The 17,326-nt window shown below is 33.7% G+C and carries 22 protein-coding genes and 1 other RNA gene; 5 read left to right on the forward strand and 18 right to left on the reverse strand.

All coding sequences use genetic code 11. From position 1 onward, the window contains the following. Nucleotides 1–16: 16 nt before the first annotated feature. The 13 genes from MHB40_RS20530 to MHB40_RS20590 form a co-directional block, all read right to left on the reverse strand. Entirely contained in the window at nucleotides 17–1,330 is a 1,314-nt protein-coding gene (locus MHB40_RS20530) for a PBSX family phage terminase large subunit (protein WP_342533357.1), read from the reverse strand. Then, nucleotides 1,327–1,815, reverse strand: a complete 489-nt coding sequence (locus MHB40_RS20535; protein ID WP_342533358.1) for a hypothetical protein — start codon at nucleotides 1,813–1,815, stop codon at nucleotides 1,327–1,329. The genes MHB40_RS20530 and MHB40_RS20535 overlap by 4 nt, the downstream gene beginning before the upstream one ends. 168 nt (nucleotides 1,816–1,983) lie before the next feature. Beyond that, nucleotides 1,984–2,259, reverse strand: coding sequence for a sigma factor-like helix-turn-helix DNA-binding protein (locus MHB40_RS20540; protein ID WP_342533359.1), 276 nt, complete (start codon nucleotides 2,257–2,259; stop codon nucleotides 1,984–1,986). Beyond that, nucleotides 2,210–2,602 carry a hypothetical protein gene (locus tag MHB40_RS20545; protein WP_342533360.1) on the reverse strand — a complete coding sequence of 131 codons (393 nt, stop codon included), beginning with the start codon at nucleotides 2,600–2,602 and terminating at the stop codon, nucleotides 2,210–2,212. Before MHB40_RS20545 ends, MHB40_RS20540 begins: the two co-directional genes overlap by 50 nt. Then, nucleotides 2,595–2,858: a hypothetical protein gene (locus MHB40_RS20550; protein ID WP_342533361.1), complete on the reverse strand. Its 264-nt coding sequence runs from the start codon at nucleotides 2,856–2,858 to the stop codon at nucleotides 2,595–2,597. Before MHB40_RS20550 ends, MHB40_RS20545 begins: the two co-directional genes overlap by 8 nt. Further along, nucleotides 2,851–3,627: a hypothetical protein gene (locus tag MHB40_RS20555; RefSeq protein WP_342533362.1), complete on the reverse strand. Its 777-nt coding sequence runs from the start codon at nucleotides 3,625–3,627 to the stop codon at nucleotides 2,851–2,853. The genes MHB40_RS20550 and MHB40_RS20555 overlap by 8 nt, the downstream gene beginning before the upstream one ends. 412 nt (nucleotides 3,628–4,039) lie before the next feature. Beyond that, the gene (locus MHB40_RS20560) at nucleotides 4,040–4,552 is read right to left on the reverse strand and encodes a hypothetical protein (protein ID WP_342533363.1); all 513 of its coding nucleotides are present in this window, start codon (nucleotides 4,550–4,552) and stop codon (nucleotides 4,040–4,042) included. Nucleotides 4,553–4,581: 29 nt separating this feature from the next. Next, nucleotides 4,582–4,908, reverse strand: coding sequence for a hypothetical protein (locus MHB40_RS20565; RefSeq protein WP_342533364.1), 327 nt, complete (start codon nucleotides 4,906–4,908; stop codon nucleotides 4,582–4,584). A 402-nt stretch (nucleotides 4,909–5,310) separates the two neighbouring features. Continuing rightward, complete coding sequence (locus tag MHB40_RS20570) at nucleotides 5,311–5,475, reverse strand: hypothetical protein (protein WP_342533365.1); 165 nt, start codon at nucleotides 5,473–5,475, stop codon at nucleotides 5,311–5,313. Next, nucleotides 5,462–5,650, reverse strand: coding sequence for a hypothetical protein (locus tag MHB40_RS20575; RefSeq protein WP_342533366.1), 189 nt, complete (start codon nucleotides 5,648–5,650; stop codon nucleotides 5,462–5,464). The genes MHB40_RS20570 and MHB40_RS20575 overlap by 14 nt, the downstream gene beginning before the upstream one ends. Nucleotides 5,651–5,704: 54 nt before the next feature. Further along, entirely contained in the window at nucleotides 5,705–6,136 is a 432-nt protein-coding gene (locus tag MHB40_RS20580; RefSeq protein WP_342533367.1) for a DUF1064 domain-containing protein, read from the reverse strand. 114 nt (nucleotides 6,137–6,250) lie between these two features. Next, nucleotides 6,251–7,057: a hypothetical protein gene (locus tag MHB40_RS20585; RefSeq protein WP_342533368.1), complete on the reverse strand. Its 807-nt coding sequence runs from the start codon at nucleotides 7,055–7,057 to the stop codon at nucleotides 6,251–6,253. Nucleotides 7,058–7,607: 550 nt separating this feature from the next. Next, nucleotides 7,608–8,525 (reverse strand): hypothetical protein, encoded by a 918-nt coding sequence (locus tag MHB40_RS20590; RefSeq protein WP_342533369.1) that lies wholly within the window; start codon nucleotides 8,523–8,525, stop codon nucleotides 7,608–7,610. A 789-nt stretch (nucleotides 8,526–9,314) separates the two neighbouring features. Between MHB40_RS20590 and MHB40_RS20595 the strand changes: the two genes are divergently transcribed. Together MHB40_RS20595 and MHB40_RS20600 are read left to right on the forward strand one after the other, a co-directional pair. Next, complete coding sequence (locus MHB40_RS20595) at nucleotides 9,315–9,788, forward strand: hypothetical protein (protein WP_342533370.1); 474 nt, start codon at nucleotides 9,315–9,317, stop codon at nucleotides 9,786–9,788. Beyond that, complete coding sequence (locus MHB40_RS20600; protein WP_342533371.1) at nucleotides 9,781–9,996, forward strand: hypothetical protein; 216 nt, start codon at nucleotides 9,781–9,783, stop codon at nucleotides 9,994–9,996. Before MHB40_RS20595 ends, MHB40_RS20600 begins: the two co-directional genes overlap by 8 nt. Before the next feature lie 111 nt (nucleotides 9,997–10,107). Here the strand turns inward: MHB40_RS20600 and MHB40_RS20605 are convergent, their stop codons facing one another. Both MHB40_RS20605 and MHB40_RS20610 read right to left on the reverse strand, forming a co-directional pair. Beyond that, the gene (locus MHB40_RS20605; protein ID WP_342533372.1) at nucleotides 10,108–10,368 is read right to left on the reverse strand and encodes a hypothetical protein; all 261 of its coding nucleotides are present in this window, start codon (nucleotides 10,366–10,368) and stop codon (nucleotides 10,108–10,110) included. Further along, the gene (locus tag MHB40_RS20610; protein ID WP_342533373.1) at nucleotides 10,365–10,712 is read right to left on the reverse strand and encodes a hypothetical protein; all 348 of its coding nucleotides are present in this window, start codon (nucleotides 10,710–10,712) and stop codon (nucleotides 10,365–10,367) included. Before MHB40_RS20610 ends, MHB40_RS20605 begins: the two co-directional genes overlap by 4 nt. Nucleotides 10,713–10,906: 194 nt before the next feature. Between MHB40_RS20610 and MHB40_RS20615 the strand changes: the two genes are divergently transcribed. From MHB40_RS20615 to MHB40_RS20625, 3 genes are all read left to right on the forward strand, one after another. Further along, nucleotides 10,907–11,122, forward strand: a complete 216-nt coding sequence (locus MHB40_RS20615) for a hypothetical protein (protein ID WP_342533374.1) — start codon at nucleotides 10,907–10,909, stop codon at nucleotides 11,120–11,122. 265 nt (nucleotides 11,123–11,387) lie between these two features. Next, nucleotides 11,388–12,479 carry a HindVP family restriction endonuclease gene (locus MHB40_RS20620; RefSeq protein WP_342533375.1) on the forward strand — a complete coding sequence of 364 codons (1,092 nt, stop codon included), beginning with the start codon at nucleotides 11,388–11,390 and terminating at the stop codon, nucleotides 12,477–12,479. A 4-nt stretch (nucleotides 12,480–12,483) separates the two neighbouring features. Continuing rightward, the gene (locus tag MHB40_RS20625; RefSeq protein ID WP_342533376.1) at nucleotides 12,484–13,443 is read left to right on the forward strand and encodes a DNA cytosine methyltransferase; all 960 of its coding nucleotides are present in this window, start codon (nucleotides 12,484–12,486) and stop codon (nucleotides 13,441–13,443) included. Between the two features lie 135 nt (nucleotides 13,444–13,578). Here the strand turns inward: MHB40_RS20625 and ssrA are convergent. The 3 genes from ssrA to rnr form a co-directional block, all read right to left on the reverse strand. Beyond that, nucleotides 13,579–13,934, reverse strand: a transfer-messenger RNA (tmRNA) gene (gene ssrA, locus MHB40_RS20630). A 349-nt stretch (nucleotides 13,935–14,283) separates the two neighbouring features. After that, complete coding sequence (smpB, locus tag MHB40_RS20635; protein ID WP_342533377.1) at nucleotides 14,284–14,751, reverse strand: SsrA-binding protein SmpB; 468 nt, start codon at nucleotides 14,749–14,751, stop codon at nucleotides 14,284–14,286. 70 nt (nucleotides 14,752–14,821) lie between these two features. Beyond that, nucleotides 14,822–17,290, reverse strand: a complete 2,469-nt coding sequence (gene rnr, locus MHB40_RS20640) for a ribonuclease R (protein ID WP_342533378.1) — start codon at nucleotides 17,288–17,290, stop codon at nucleotides 14,822–14,824. Between the last annotated feature and the right edge of the window lie 36 nt (nucleotides 17,291–17,326).

The raw sequence follows: 17,326 nt of genomic DNA on the forward strand, positions 1-17,326 counted from the left end.
TCATTCCTCCTTTTCCTCACCAGTTTCCACGGCCACGTTTAATTCCGTTAATTACAACTCGCCCGTTTACTGGATTTATTAATTCGTCCATGATGTCGAAAATCTTTACATATTCATACACTGCATAACGTAAAGAGTCCATGCAGTGATCATTTCCGTCTTTTGGTTTATTCAGAGATTGCCCTTCTTTATTTACAATGTACTTGTAAGAAACAATTTCCTTATAGAAAGTCTCACAGTGATCAGCAATGAAAATCTTTCTACGTTTTACATTGTCGATTCCTTCTGTAACAGAATGAGCACCTTTTTTAGTAGGAATTACATTAAATCCTGCACGGGCAAACTCCATAATGTATCCGGGCATCGCAGAATCGGCAATTACAGGAATTCTATTTCCTCTTACATAAGGGAATTTTTCATTTATAATCTCGATCAATTCTTTATTTGTTATTTCGTTAACGACTAACTCCTCTAATATATAAACATCGTTCTCTTTAATCCCTATGATTAAAAAAGCGTTAGGGTCATTAACTCCAAAGTCTAAACCACAAACAACACGGCTAAAGTCGTGATTAGGTGGTATTTCGTCTTTTCGTATCTTTACATAGTTTCTGTAAATAACAGATCCAACAGCACCCCACTGACCAAGAGCATAAATATTGTAGTCGTTTTCGTTATGCCTTCGCCCTTCTTCGAGTCGTTTCTTATAATCCTTACCAACAAATCTGTTATCTAGATATGTACTATGTACGACAAGTGCATCTTCTGGCTTCTTATCAAAGAACCTTTTCTTTAACCAGTGTGTTTCATCAATTGGGTTGAAAGTTATAAATATTTGGAACTTCTTTTCATATATTCTTCCATTCTCAATACTTGTACCACGAAGACGCTTAACCATTTGTTCAAAGTCACTCTCAAGCATTTCCGTTGTTTCTTCTAGCCAAATTAAATCAATCTTAGAAATACCTTTTAGAGCCTCAGAATCACTAATACCTCTAAATATAATCGTAGAGCCATTTGGGAACTCAATCTTCATATTCGTTTTATTTATTTTTACTAAATGCTTTATTCCAAAAAACTCAAGTCTATCGACAATTTCAGCAAAAACTGATTCTCGTATCGTTTCTTTAATTTTTCGGATTACAAGAGTTCTTAAGTTTTTCTTATTAACACTTCTGATGATGATATTATCTGCCATAAATACAGACTTTCCTGATCCACTGCCACCGTAAATAACATTTAAATATTTTTGACTAGCAAGAAAAGGAAGATACTTTTTATTAAATATACTAGTATGTAAATTTAAATTTATCTGTCCGTTCTTCTTCATTCTTCTTCCTCTTCTGAATTTAATAAATCAACTTCGTTCTCATTTTCATCAAAAATACGAACAACAAATTCAGTATCAGAGTTGTTTTCAAACTCAATCTTTTCACGATAAAATTCTGACATTCTATTTAAAGCCAAGAACTTCTGCATTTGGGTATCTGGTTTAGAAAACTTAGTATCTACAATAAAATTGACTAACTCTCCGTCTGCGTCAAAGTACTCTTTCTTTTCTGTGTAGTAAAAGCCTTTTGCAGATTTCATCATACTGTTCTCTAGTTCAATATTTGCAGGTTGACTCCACATATCTAATGCCTTTCTAAAGTCTGGATATTCGTTTAAAATATTATAAAAACTACTTTGTGAAATACCTAAATTAGAGGCTATTTGCTTTTGAGTTAATCCTTCTGTAACCCAACCTCTAATTTCCTTAATTCGTGGTAAAACTTTATAGTCATAAACCTTTCTTTTTGTTTGTTTTTTTTGCATGTAAAATCACCTTCTTTCTGCATACATAAAAAAAGACACTATAAATAAATACAGTGTCTTTTTTTGTCTTCTTTTTTTATGGAAGACACTAGAGGATTTAAAAATGAAGAAATATTTAATCAGAAATGTTACACCTATTAAATACATTAGTTCTTTTAAATCTTCCCGTTATATGCAGTTTGTTATTGCTTTTTTTATCTTCTTTTTAGCCTCAGAATAAACATTTCTGATTCTCTTTTCAGATAAATTTAATTGTGCAGCAACTTCTTCGTAAGATAATTTTTCGATTGTAACGAGTTCAAATATTAAAATCTCTTGATCTCGTAAGTTTACTTCTTTAAGTTCTTCGTCAAGAATAAGAAGAAACTGACTATCTTCTATTCGTTCTGAATTGCTAACTATTCCTCTGCAGAACTGGCTTATTTTTTCTGTGTTTTTCACCATTAGCCACCTCGCTTTTAAACTCATAAGGTATTTCCACAAAGGTTTGCTTGTATTTTTTAGTATTCTTTTTGGAATATGTTGAGAACTGAATTGCTTTTCTTAGATAAGACTCTTCTGTAGATAATAAATTTAAATATCCATTATCCCAAATAGACCTTTTTACTATGTACTTAAAAAGAGATTCTTGAACTTCTTGTAGAATATCTTCTTTGTCATTTTCAGTAAATCTAAAGACGACTTCTTTTATTATCCTCTGTGTACTACTTTCTTCAAAAAACTCATTTATACGATTTATGGTATCTTGATCTAGTTGCTCTAAAAGTTCTTTAATATTTTCACTCATTAAAATCACTCTCAGGTGGCTCAAATCTCCCCTCGGTACTCTTAAATGAATACCCCTTTTCAACAAGCATTTTTTCGATACCTTCTAGTTCGTCTGTGTAATCTTTAAATGCAACAGCAAGCATAAATTCTTGTTTAGTTCGCTTAAAGAGGTCAGTAGAAAATAGTTTTAAAGTAACATTAATTCCTACTCGTTCAACCATAATTATTGCTTTTTCTTTTCCTTTTTTATATTCAACTTTAATTAGATTAATCAAACCAATAACCTTCTTTACCATGCACTCTATTTAAAATTTGAAGTAGTTGATATAATGAGTTTTGTGGTTCTTCTTCATTGTCTAATTTCCAACTATTTTCATATTGTATGATAGCACCTTTAGGTGGAGTTTCTGATTCTTCTTCTGATTTGATAAAATTTTCATATAAACCTTCTGCAAGTTGATCATAAAAACCGTCTTTATTAAGATTGTCTAATAATGAAGTAGACAATAATTTATCTATTTCATTGTCTTCAATAATGCTTTTTTCATGCGAAGATGCCAATATTTCTTCAAAATGTTCGCTAATTTTCTTTCTAATAACTTCCTTCATAGTCTTTTCTGATTGGTCATTAACTTCTTTTTCAACCCACTCATTGTAGATTTCTTCTTTTAATTCTTCTGAAAGGTCTAATGTTTTATATAAATCAACTACATTTTCAATCTGAGTTGTAAGCAAGTTACCATTCTTCATACTTGCTAAAGTCTCTAAATAAGATGTAAATCTTCTATTTCCTTGTAAATCTTCTTTCATCAAATTAATACTTAGATCCTCATCTGAAATTTCCACATAGTATGAATATTTGATTTTAACACCCCTATATATAGTGTGTTTTGAAAAAACAACTATAGTGCTTGTGTCTTCAAAATAACCATATCCAATCAACGGTATATGGTTATAACAACCACCTTCAAACTCTAAAAATCCTTTTTCCATAAACTCATAACTTCTTAAATATTTTTTATCTTTAATTTCTAATTTCTTCATTTCATATCCCTTCCTTTCATTTCATTTCATTTCATTTCCATAATCGTTTTATATTTTTCATGCAAGAAGTCCGAACCTTTCAGCCCGGACAGTCTTGTGAATTTATACCTTTAGGAGGTGTTTTTTTCTTTGGTCGTACTCGTAGGGATTGAACCTGTCTTTAAGCACCAGCAGTACGAGAACTTGCAAGAATGAAGGAGAGCCAACACTCTCGCAAGTGGTATATTTGTAACGTTTTGATTTTCATCTATAAGGAGTAATACCATCAATCGAAAGGGGTTCAATTTACATGATTTTATCTTTAGTCCTTACACTATATACCCCGACAAGAACATATGTTCTGTTGCGTAGAAAATAAAAAAGTTTTAACTAAATTAGAATTATTTTTCTAAAAAAGTTAAAACCTTTTTATTTATCGCAATGATACTTTTAGTTTTTCTATTTCGCGTGTAATTGTGCTTTTATTTACCTTCAATCTTTCAGCGATTTCAATTCTTGCATATCCTGATGCTAACATTCTGCAGATAATTTGCTGTCTGACCGAAAGTCCATTAGGAAGGAATAAATCTACCTCCTGTATATATTTCAATTTATTTGTGTTTTTTTCGTCATTCATATCTTCGTGTGTAATAGTTACATCTTTATCTTTTAAATGCTTACTTTTTCTAGAAAATTCTCGAAGAATATCACGTGAAAAATCATAGGCTTTTGTGTAAAAATGACTCGTTTTTAGACTCTCATTTTTATTCTCTAAATAGAATTTAATTAATCGGAATTGAACTTCTGAAACCATATCCTCTTCCAAAAAGTTAAAGGATAAGTTACTTTTGTTGGTTAAACAAGCCTTCCTTACCGCTATAACCACCCACTGCTTGTATTTTTTGTTGTCATATATTAAGTTAAACAATTCTTCTTTTGTTAACATATAAATCTCCCCTTTCTATTTTTGTATTATTAATTTATAAAGTTATTTTCTGAAAGTTTTACACCTAAATTAGAGCCTTTTTTTGAGAATGTAAATATTAAATTAAAAGGACTACTTATAAAACCTTCTTCAATTCTTACTTTTAGCAACAAGTCTTTTAAGTCTGTTAGAAACATAGGATACTCTCGCCCGTCTAGTCTCCATAAACTAATTGCAGAACTTCTTCCTCTTTCAAATCCTATGAACTCAGCAGTAGATACTTCGAACTCGAAGTTATCTTTCTTTTCATAAGAATCCCATTTGTCATATCTTAATAAATCACCATTTTGATCAAATGGAACTTTCCAATTACTCATTTTTATTTCCTCCTTCCATTTCTATTCTTGCACTATTAATCTTAAATAATATAAAGATATGGCTATCCATGAGGTAGTTAAATACCAATCTCCTTCTACAGCCTTTAGATAAACAAGGTTTAATGAACAAAATAAACCCAAGTATTTTAAAGTAGTCATATACATACACATACACCTCCTCTTCCACCTACCTGCTCATTTTGCCGAGCCGAGCATTTTTGCTTTCAATCTATAAAAATCTTGTAAAAGACAATACATACAACAACTCCAAGACAAGCACATGTTAGAAATTCAACCCATGTAAAATTTGATACATCTGTTGTAAAAAATGGCATATAACCACTTCCTCCCTCTGCCTCCACCTACCTCCCCTCAGAGGCGGGGATGCCTCGTTGAAATTAGTTAATACTCTTGCAAAATATACTCTAATCCTACTAGATAGTAATAGCAGTCTGACATTCTATACATTAGTTCAAACTCAGTACAACATTCGTCAGAATTTACAACCTCCTTAAATTGCTTAATTGCCTTTAGAAATATTTCTGTTTCTTTTTCAAGTTTTGTCATTTTCCTCAACCTCCTTCATTTTCTGTTCTACTAGTATTTGGTACTCGTATAACAAACGATCTAAGTCAAAGTGAGTAAACATGTCCTCTTTTCTTTTTTCTAGTATTTCGTCAAAAATTGGCTCTAATAGGTCATTTCTACTTTCTGTTAATATTCGCTCTATTGATTTAGTCATAATAAACACCTCCTGTATGTCTTTTCAACATATCTAATAACGAACCTTTTTTTATTACCTTATTTTTTTATTTTTATACCAATTTAAACCCAAATCAGGATAGTCCAATCTAGTATGTACTGCTTTACAAAACCATCGACTTCGCTTGCGATAAACAATCGCAAAATCAACATTTTCACCTGCTTCTGTGAACTGTTTTAAAACTGAAAAAGTGTTGTTGATTAAGTTTCTTTCGTCTTTTAAATGTCCTTTAACATCAATTAAAATCTTACTGTTGTCGTTAAAAACAACCACAAAGTCTGCTGTGTAAAATCTGTCTAATTTCTTCTTGCCTTGCAATATAAATCCTTTTTGAACGACATATCTTACTTGTCTTTCAAAGTCTTTTATCAATCCTTTTTCCTTCTGATTTAGAAGAAAAATATAATAATCTCTTTCAGTTTCACTATCAAACTCTATGCCATTGTAAATACATTTTTTAGCCACAATAAACACCTCCTGCATCTATAGTTGAGGATAGGAGGACGAATACCTTCTTTTTTTGAAGAAGAAAATAAAAAATGACTTGATAAATTATTCAAGTCATTTTTTATTAATTATTTAGTTTGCTTGTTTCTTTTTTTGGCAGTTCCAGCACAATGGCTTTCCGTGGATCTTAGTTGATTTTTGAATTACATTTTGACTCGTAATCTCATATCCACAACCTGAACAAGGAATGGAATGGTTTTGATTATTTTGATTTGGCATTTGAACTATATTTTGTTGGCCATTCATTTGTTCGAAATTTGGATTATTGAATGGATCTTGATTATTCATTTGCTCAAAGTTTGGCTCTTGTCTACTATTGTTATTGTTATTGTACTGCTCTTTTCTTACAGGTTGGTTATTTGGCTTATAAGCCTGTTGTTTACCTCTAACACCCTTAATTACTAAAGCCATATCCTCACTGCTTGTAGGCATTCCTAAACGCTTACAAGCGTCCTTGAAAGCAGAACTCTGAATACTTTTTAGTGTGTTATGGTCGTAAGTTACACCTTCTGCTGTCTTTACATTTAATTTAGCACCACCAACACCTGTGAATTGAACACCACATACTGTTATTGTGCAAGTGCAATACATACTGCCACCGTTCAGTTTGTATTCGCTATATTCTTCTTGAATATTAACAGGAAGAAATGCTTTATAAAGTCTTTGTCTGCAGTAAGTAGGAATTACACTGTAATTCCCTTTGTGATCGGCTTTCAACTCGTTGAATTCAAATGGAGTTCTTAAGAAGTTAAAAACCTCAACGATCTTTGCTTGTGGAATGTCTGAAAAACTTTGATAGTAACTATCTATAATATAGTAATTTTCCATTACCACTGTTTGATTACCTTGTCCGAATTGATTAATTACTTGATTGTTCATATAAATATCCCCTTTCGATTTGCTGTTCGCAAATAATGTAGTGTGTGCTACATGTATTAATAACTAACTTTTCGATTTAACCAATGTAATACCTTTTTTATTTCCAATAAAATTATTTACATTCAGAAATCTTTTTGCTATAATATATAATTTCTTCTTTTCAATACCAATACCTTTGTTTATTTATTTTATTTTTAAAGTTTTTTCTGGATATCTTTTCCTTCTGATGGTAATATAAAGTTATCACTTAGGACAGTGGTGGTCGGAGGCATAGAGCAGGCTTTCGTTATTTTCGTATAACTTAATAGTTAAATCTAAGAATTTAATATTAAAAATACTTTATGGATAACTGTCTATAATAATATGGTTTATAAATCTTTCTAGAGTGGTTGTTTGAGTGGTTATTTGAGTGTCATATTAAATACCTCCTTTCTGTAGTGATAATAAAATACAAATGAAAGACGGATGGCGGAAAACATCCGTTTTTCTTCATCAAATAAACAAAAAAAGACTTACAGGAATGAGTGTTCGCTGTAAGTCTTTTTTTTAATTACTTAAAGAATTGCTTATAGTAATCTCTGTCATTTGCTTCTTCTTTCTTTTCTTTCTTAACAACTTCCTTAAATGACTTTACTTGTGCAAGTCTTTCATTTAATTTAGCAAGATCTTCTTTACATAAGGAGTAAATAAAACCTCCTAAATTTTGAACCTTTTCTAAGTTCGATTTACTTAATATTTGAAGAATTACTTCCTGTTCATTCTCGTCTTTTTCTGCAAATTTTTTATATCCATTAAAATCTAAATTATTACTGTCTAAAAACTCTTTAAAAGCCTTTATATTAGGCTTTACCTCTTCTTCTTTATTAGTGTCAACCTCTTCTTTGGAGTTGCATTTTAAGCCATTTAAAAGCCCGTTAGCAACGATTCTGAAACTATCTAATGCTAACACCTCAGCAACAGTAGAAGAAGGATAACCTGCCTCTAATAGTCTTTTTTCAAGATCTACTTTTTCCTTGCTATTCTGTCCTCCATTTACAAAATCAACATACTCCTGCACCAACTGTTCAGCACGACCTTCTGTAAAAATAATCTCGCTCCAAAACTTAGGAATAATAATTTCAGCAGGAAGTGGAACAGGTTTAATAATAGTGTATTCTGTCGCCTTTTTAGAATTAACTCTATACTTTGCACTAATTAATCCTAATTCCTCTAAATTTGAAATTATCTTCCCAATCGACTTTATATGTAGACCTGTTAGATCTGCGATATGTTGATCAGTTATGTAAAAGTCAAACGCCTTCTGGTTCCAGTCTATTTGCCCTTTAACGAGGTTCTTCTTTAATGCTATGGCTTGCTCTAATCTCACTAAAAGACTTAGTACAGCCCAATCCGAACCTTTTAAGATGACCTCCCACCCTAAGATTGAATATAAGTCTGAAAATTGTTTGTATGTTTTTACTAATTGCATATAAACTCCCCCTTTCGAAATAATATGCTTATGTATATCATTTCTTCTTCAGAATAAACATTCCTTTTTTTATTTGGAATTTTTTATTCCAAAACGGAATTTTTTATTACCCTTGAAAATTGATTTGGAATTTTTTCCTCCAAAAACGGAATCTTTTATTCTGAGAATGGAATCTTAGATTCCAAAAAAGGCTGTTTTTCGGAAGAAAAAGTTACCCCATCATAAATAATAAATCTAATAAATATAATAAATCATCTGATGCGAAGACGATAGTGGAATTTTAGATTCCAAAGAGAACTTTTTGCTCCAAAACTACAATAACTATTTTTAAAGATCTTTAGGCTTATCTACTTTCTAGAACTTTCTTTTTTCAAAGTTAAAAACCAAATTCTAAACCCTTAGTTCTTTTAATAGGAAGAAACTCTTTTCTTTAACCAAAATAACTTATTTAAAGCAACTAAAAAGATATTTTATTTTAAAAAGAAAAAGTTCTCAAAAGTAGTAAAGAAATTTAGTTCTAAAAAAGAGGGTTTTAACTTTGAAAAAAGAAATGTTCTTTAAAGTAGTAAGTTTTAAAGTTCTAAAATCTTTTTTAAAAAGTTTTAAAATAAAAAAAGGTTTTTTGTTAGAAAAGAAAAACTATATATTATAACAAAAAAAATTTTTATTTTCAATAAAAGTTTTAAAATAAAAAAAGGTTTTTGTTTTAAAGTATCGAAATTACAAGTATTAATAAAATGCAGCACACACTGCATTGTTGCAGTAGGCAACACGAAAGGGGCAATTATTATGTTAAAAGAAAATAACAAGTTTAAAACGATGATGGGGAATGTCGAGGTGAATGTAGATTTAAATACTGCTAATTTATATGATATTCAAATTAAGAAAGAATTCGGTGAAGACGAAATAGTTCAGGACTTAACAAAGCAACAAGCAATGGATCTTATTGACACTTACCAACAAAAAGAAATAGATCTAGAGTCTGAGGAAAAAGAAAGAGAACTTCTTTTAAAAGCAGCAATTACTAAGCACGAAATCGAAGAAGAACTTGAAAGACTTGCTTCTGAAAAAGCGATTAAAGAAGAGTTAGACTATCAAGAAGGTTTAAATCAAAAACCTTTCAAGTTAGTCCCAGAGGTATCCGTTACAGAAGAAAACACCCACCTGATGGAAAAGACACAAGATGGATTTAATAAATACACTGAAACAGCATACGGGAAATTTGTTCACAAACAAGTAAAAATAGGTGGAGAATATGAGTAATATTCTGAAAGTAGTTAAGCCAGTTGAAAAAGAAATTGCCGAAAAAAGACAAGTTACACTTACAGTGTGTAATATGTTTTGGGAAGGCTACATGACTCCAGATAACTTTAAAGATTTCTTGCCAACAAGTATGACAGATGAAGAAAAAGAAACACTTTTAAATAAAATTGTTGAACAAAAAATAGAAGCAATGAAACAAACTTGCTGATAAAAAAGAGACTTACTCCTAAAATGTGATAGGAATAAGCCTCTTTTTTATTGTGCAACCTTGTAAAAATTAAGCAAACAAACCTTATTTTCTTCTAGTTTAATAAACTTATTAAGAGTTACATAAAAAAATTCTCCATTTGAATTGTAAAAATACATTACTCATTCTCCTTTTTAAAACAAATCCATTTAAGGCAATCATGTCTACGTTGTCAATCTCAAAATGATCTAGAATGTAAATTAAAAGCGTTTCTTCCAACGAAAGTCTACCTACAGCCTTATATTTAGGAGTTAGAAACAGAACTTTCCCATTACCAACAAACTTATCAACAACAATACTTTTAAAAATAGTATCTTCTGCAACTGGAATCATTTTACTGCCCCCTTCTTGAAGAATCTTGCTGGATATTCCGATTCCACAATCTTTAGAAAAGCCACATTTAATCCACTATAAACGGTAAATTGATCTTCAATAAGAATCTTGTAGCAAAAATTATCATCCATAAAAATATTGCCACTAATTCTAACAAATTTTCTACCGCAAAAAACAAGTGTTCTAACTGTGCTAAAATCAATAAATCTTTCAACTTTTAATACGAACGTATTTTCGTGTTTCTTTTGCATATTTAAATGTTGGCCTTTACGCCCTTGCATAACAAACATTAACCCACCATTACTAAAAGCCTTATAATACATATTTTTTTGCGTTTCTATCATTTCAATCATTCCTTCCTTTTTTCTTTTTTTTAAGTAAAACGTGAATCTATTTCATCTACAAGTAAAAACTTTATTTTCTTTGAAATAAAAAAAGGAAAGTAAATAGGCATATTGAAATAACTAGTAGGATTATTTAGAGTAGCACACACTACTCTGTTTGGCTGAACTTGGCTAGACCGAAAGGGGTTATTAATATGTTAAAAGAAAAATACACAAAAGAATTTGTTATGCAGACAATTGAAGAATATTTGCAGTTATATGCCACAAGAAGACAGTTTGATCAGTTTTTAAATTTACTGCGTGAAAGTGATTACTACAATGATGCAGAAGTTTTTGCAAAGGCAGCATTTAAAAAGAGCCGTTTGTTTAAAACTTACTTCTACGAAAGATTGGAAGAGGCACTTAAATGAGAGTATTCAATACGGTCTAAGAAATTAGGTAGCACACACTACCTGCTCCCCTACTTATATGAAGAAGCACGTGAATTAAAAAACAAAATAGATAAAATTACAAGAGAGTTTATAGAGGAATATACAAATAATTAAGAATAAAACAAAAAGGACTTAGAGGAAATTAACTCACTTTGTCCTTTTTGTTATTTTATTTACTAATACTATGGAACCAATCGTCAACTTCATGTACCCTTATATTTGGAATCTATTAATAGGAGGATACATGATGACAGAAGAAAGAAAAGCCAGTTTGTTCGGCTTAAAGAACTCGAATAGAGATTTTTCATCCAAAGATAATTGGGGTAAAAATCAATTTAACAGCAGTTTTCCCGCAGCACTTGCTTGCTATATGGGCAAAAAAGTAGTAAAGCCTGTTTATCTAAAAATGGATAGTCAATATGTTGTATACAAGGACTACATAGAAGTGCCTGAGTTGTTTAAAATACCAGCGGGTGTAGATATTAGTGATGTGTACTTTGAGTTCGAAGGTATTTATAAGCCACACAACAAATATGATGAAACATTATTAAGAAGCGACTTAGTAATCAAAAGTATTCCAACTGATGGCTTGGAGGATACTTACTTTTCCCATCACGAAGTGAAATTAACAACTTTACCTGACAGTGCTACTTTTAACAAAACTGAAGATAAATTCGGTTGCGAAATAGTTGTAAGATCCGTAACAATAGTTCACTTAGCCGTAAATTTAATAGAACTTTATGAAAATAAAAAGAAAGATTTAGCCGCTATTCTCAATCCAGTAACAAGTATAATTAGCGACTGGAATGACGAAAAGACTATTTTACCTTTGCTACCAACGATGATAAATGTTCTTAACGAAATACTTACACAAAATATTGATAAACAATCTCCATTAATTTTAAACCCAATATGGAAGACCAATGGTAAGTCTTCTGCTCTTGCTGATAATTGTCTAGATTTATTTGTATGGTCTGATTTTGCAGTCACTAGACTTTTTATAAATTCCATAAATACTAGTAAAAAAAGCATAGATAGATATTCACGTTCTCTTGTTTGGTTGCTTTACTTGTTACATCAATACACAATCCGTGATAAAATAAACAGTAGTGAAATTTACACTATGCCTTTTAATTCTCAAACAGATAAAGCCTTTGCAGTTAATGGAAGTAAAACTAACCCATATATGGCTTGCGATGAATTATTAAATCCGAGGATTACAAGGGAGGAAATCGGAAATATTATTCTTAACGATGGGCAGTTGCTATTAAGTCCTGAACGCCGTTTTGATGCAGCGATTTATTACGCATCGGATATTTTCGAACAAGAGGAGTGATTTTTTGAAAGTAGTAGACCTATTCTCAGGTTGTGGAGGTATGTCTTTAGGCTTCCAAAATGCAGGTTTCGAAATTATATCTGCATTTGAAAATTGGGACGAAGCAGTTGAAGTTTATAATGCAAACTTTAACCACTCTTGCGTTAATTTAGACTTATCACAAGTAGAAGATTATAGTGTTTTTAAACAATTAAATCCAGACATTATTATCGGTGGACCACCTTGTCAGGACTACTCTTCTTCAGGCAATCGAATTGCTAAAGATAATGCAAACTTAACAACAGATTTTGCAAATATAGTAGTAAATGTAAAACCTAAGTATTTTTTAATGGAAAATGTAGATCAAATTAAAAAATACGATGTATATAAAAGAGCAGTTGAAATCTTTAAAAATGCAGGATATGGATTATCATCAAAGGTATTAGATGCAAGTTTATGTGGTGTTCCGCAAAAAAGAAAACGCTTTTTCTTATTTGGTGAACTAGGTGGAATAGACGATTTATTTTTACCTTTCTTAGAAAAGAATTTAACTAAAAAGCCAATGACACTACGTGATTACTTTGGGGATAGTTTAGGTCTTGAACATTATTATAGACACCCTCGAAATTATAATCGTAGAGGAGTATTTAGCATAGACGAACCTTCGCCTACAATCCGTGGAGTTAATAGACCAGTTCCTGCAGGTTATCCGGGTCATCACAATGATACAGCACCTGCTGCGGAAGTTCGTCCATTAACTACAATAGAAAGAAGTTATGTTCAAACTTTCCCGAAGGATTTTGACTTCTTAAGTATTTCAAAAACAAACTTAGAACAAATGATTGGAAATGCAGTTCCAGTTAAAATGGCTGAGTATGTAGCAAATGCAATTACCGACTATGTCGAAAACAAAGATCATGCGAAAGAAGTATTAAAGCAAGATGAGCAAATTGATATGTTTGAACTTGAAGTCATTAATGCATAACTAAATAAAACAAAAAGGACAAAGAGGAAATTAATCCTCTTTGTCCTTTTTGTTTTGCTTCCCAATCTTACCAACTCTGCTTTTGTATATAAAAGTTTTAACTACAAAATAATCGTTGCTGTGTTTGGGTATTGCTGATGGAGACGGCGGGAGTCGAACCCGCGTCCAAAGACTCCAATACTTCAGCTTCTACGCGTGTAGTTTGCCTATTTAGGATTCACGTAACATTATGCCGACAAACAGGCGTCCTGTACGCTAACCTGGAAATCTCTTGCCGATGACTCAGGTGGTACCATCGACCGTATCCCACTAAAGTTGGGCCCTACGTTCTCTACATGGGCGATAGAGAGGCAGAGCGCTTACGAGCTTACGCTGCGAAAGCTAAGTTTTGTTGTTTGCCAGTTATTATATAACTGTCGTTGATGACGGAGCCGAGCCCTCCGACGCGCGACTAAAGCTTGAACCATCCCTGTCGAATCCGTAACGTCCCCTTGAATATGAATCGAAGCGGTTGGGCCTCGTTCAAACAAAGAGCTAGAATTGCTTCTAGTACGGTGGGAGCTTAAAAGTACGCTTCCATGAAATCTGGCAATCAGTAATACATATTATAAAACAAAACTATTGATAGTTCAAGTATCCCGCTATCGTAGAAAAAATTGGCTTAGATACTTAGGGTATCCGTTAGATTGGGCTTGCTATCCATCACTTTCGTTGCTCTATCCACCACTTTTCAACCTCTATCCGTCACTTTCGCCATTCTATCCGCCACGCCCAGCACCACTGCCACCCAACAACCGAAAAAAGCTCACCGCTATCTGCAGTGAGCTTTCTCGAAATCTATTAATATTGATTTTTGGATTTGAAGGTACGTTCCATTTCACGTTTGGCTTCTTTTTTGCGCATGTCGTTGCGTTTATCGTAGTCTTTTTTCCCTTTGCCGACGCCGATTAAAAGCTTGGCATAGCCGTCTTTGATGTACATTTTCAATGGGACGATTGTGTAGCCGTCACGCTTTACGGCACCGACTAGCTCGCCGATTTGCTTTTTGTGGAGCAGCAGTTTGCGGGCGCGCAGTGGGTCGTGATTGAAACGGTTGCCTTGATCGAAGGGGCTAACATGCATATTGCTAATCCATGCTTCGCCATTGGTGATTCGGACATAGGAGTCCTTTAGTTGGGCCTTGCCTGCACGGATGGATTTGATTTCTGTACCTGTTAGTACCATGCCTGCTTCGATTGTTTCTTCGATGAAGTAGTCATGGCCTGCTTTTTTGTTTTGTGCTAATACTTTACCAGTACCTTTTGCCATATTTTTCACCCTCTACTTAAAAGGTTGAGCTTAAGCGAAAGCACCTCTCAATGGACACTTTCGCTTAGGCTTATTTACGTTTTGATTTTTTCTTTTTGCCTTTTTTGGCAATGCCCTCATAGAACTTTTGCTTTTGCTTCACGCGTTTTTTAGGACCTGGGCTTGAGTCATCTTTGCGGCGACCACGCGGGTCACGATCGCTTTCACGTCGTTCACCTTGCTTAGTGCTACGACTTCCTCGGTCTTCCTCTTGGCGACCGCCTCTGCGATTGCCCCCACGGCTGCCTCGTTCCTCATCACTGCGTGTGCTTCGGCGACTGCGTTCACCTTTGTTATCGCTGTAATTTTTACGTGCATGAATAACAGTAGGTGCTGCTTTGCGTGTTCGTCCATATGAAGTTACCATTCCTACGATTTCAAAGTCAATGGATGACTCCTCAATAATGACATTGGCCACACGAACTGTTACTTCATCACCAATACGGAATTGGCGATTCGTTCGTTCCCCAATCATAATCATTTGACGATCATCAAAACGGTAATAATCATCTGTCATATTGCTAATATGGACAAGTCCTTCGATTGTGTTTGGTAGCTCCACAAAAATACCGAAGTTTGTAATCGATGAAACAATTCCTTCGAATTCTTCGCCAATTTTATCGGACATATATTGTGCTTTTTTCAAAGCATCTGTATCACGTTCTGCATCAACAGCACGGCGTTCACGCTCAGATGTGTGATCGGCAATTTCATCCATTGCCATACTCCACTGTGCAATTGTTTCTCTAGATGTATCCTTATTAATTAAATACGTACGAATTAAACGGTGTACGATTAAGTCTGGATAACGACGAATTGGTGATGTGAAGTGTGTATAGAAATCAGTTGATAAACCAAAGTGACCAATGCTTTCAGGATAGTACTTCGCCTGCTGCATCGAGCGTAAGAGCATTGTTGAGATAACAGGCTCCTCTGGCATACCCTCAATGGCCTTTAATACATCCTGTAATGCCTTAGGATGAACCGTATTACCAGTACCTTTAATTAAAATACCAAAGTTTGTGACAAATTCAAAGAAGCGCTGAAGCTTTTCAGGCTTTGGATCTTCGTGAATACGGTATAGGAACGGTACATTCATCCAGTGGAAATGCTCAGCGATTGTTTCATTGGCAGCTAGCATGAAATCTTCAATTAATTTCTCCGCTACTGTCCGTTCACGTAATTCAATATCCACTGGCCATCCTTCTTCGTTCACGAGCACCTTGGATTCTTTAAAGTCAAAGTCAATCGCCCCTCGTGTTTCACGTTTACGACGTAAAATACCAGATAGCTCAGCCATGTTTTTAAACATTGGAACAAGTGGCTCATAGCGTTCGATTAGTGCCTCATCCTGCTCCTCTAAAATCATGTAAACGTCCTTATATGTCATACGCTCTGTCGTTTTAATGACACTTTGGAAAATTTCATGTGCAATCACATTACCATTCGCATCAATAATCATTTCACAAGATAGTGTTAAACGGTCAACCTGTGGATTTAATGAACAAATGCCGTTCGATAAACGATGTGGAATCATTGGAATTACACGGTCCGTTAAATAAACACTTGTCGCACGATCATAAGCTTCAATGTCAATGACTGAGCCTTGCGTTACATAATAACTTACGTCTGCAATATGTACGCCAAGCTTATAAGTACCATCTACATTTTTTGTTACGGTTACGGCATCATCCAAATCCTTTGCATCTGCACCATCGATCGTCACAATTGTTTCATGACGTAAATCACGACGGCCTACTAAATCGGCCTCGGTAATTTCATCTGGCACGCGCTGGGCAGCAGCAATGACTTCATCCGGGAATTCAGGTGGAATGTCATGCTTATATAAAATAGATAAAATGTCCACACCAGGGTCATTTTTATGCCCTAAAATTTTCGTAATATAGCCTGTAGCAGATTTTAAATCCTCCGGCCATGTTGCTACTTCGACAACAACCTTATGTCCATCGACAGCGCCTAATGTATCTCCTTTGGCAATAAAGATATCCATTGGTAGCTTTTTATCGTCTAGAACAACAAAGCCAAAGCCACGGTTAGCCTGGAATGTGCCGACAAAGCTTGTTTGACCACGCTCGACGACCTTTGTAACCGTACCCTCACGTCGATCACCGAATGATTCCTTTAAAACACGAATCAGCACGATGTCTCCGTTAATAGCACCATTAATTTCGTGAGGTGGAATGAACACATCATCCATGCCTTCGACATCAGGTGTCACAAAGCCAAAGCCCTTCGCATGTCCGATAAATTTACCTCTTAGCAAATTCATACGCTCTGGTAGGCCATAGCGATTGGAGCGAGAACGTACAACTAAGCCTTGCCCTTCCATGCGGACAAGTGTTTTCACAAGCTCCTTGAACTCCTCCGCATCCTCAAAGCCGAATTCATCCTCGATTTCACCAACAGTTAGTGGTTTATAATCATCTTTGCTGAAAAAATCGAGTAAACGACTTTGTAGTGTATCTTTTTGGTCTTTCATACATATTCCCTCCTTCATGAGAAAATCCTAATTTAT

It is taken from the genome of Lysinibacillus sp. FSL K6-0057 (assembly GCF_038630885.1).
In the GTDB taxonomy this organism is placed as follows: Bacteria; Bacillota; Bacilli; order Bacillales_A; family Planococcaceae; genus Lysinibacillus; species Lysinibacillus fusiformis_F.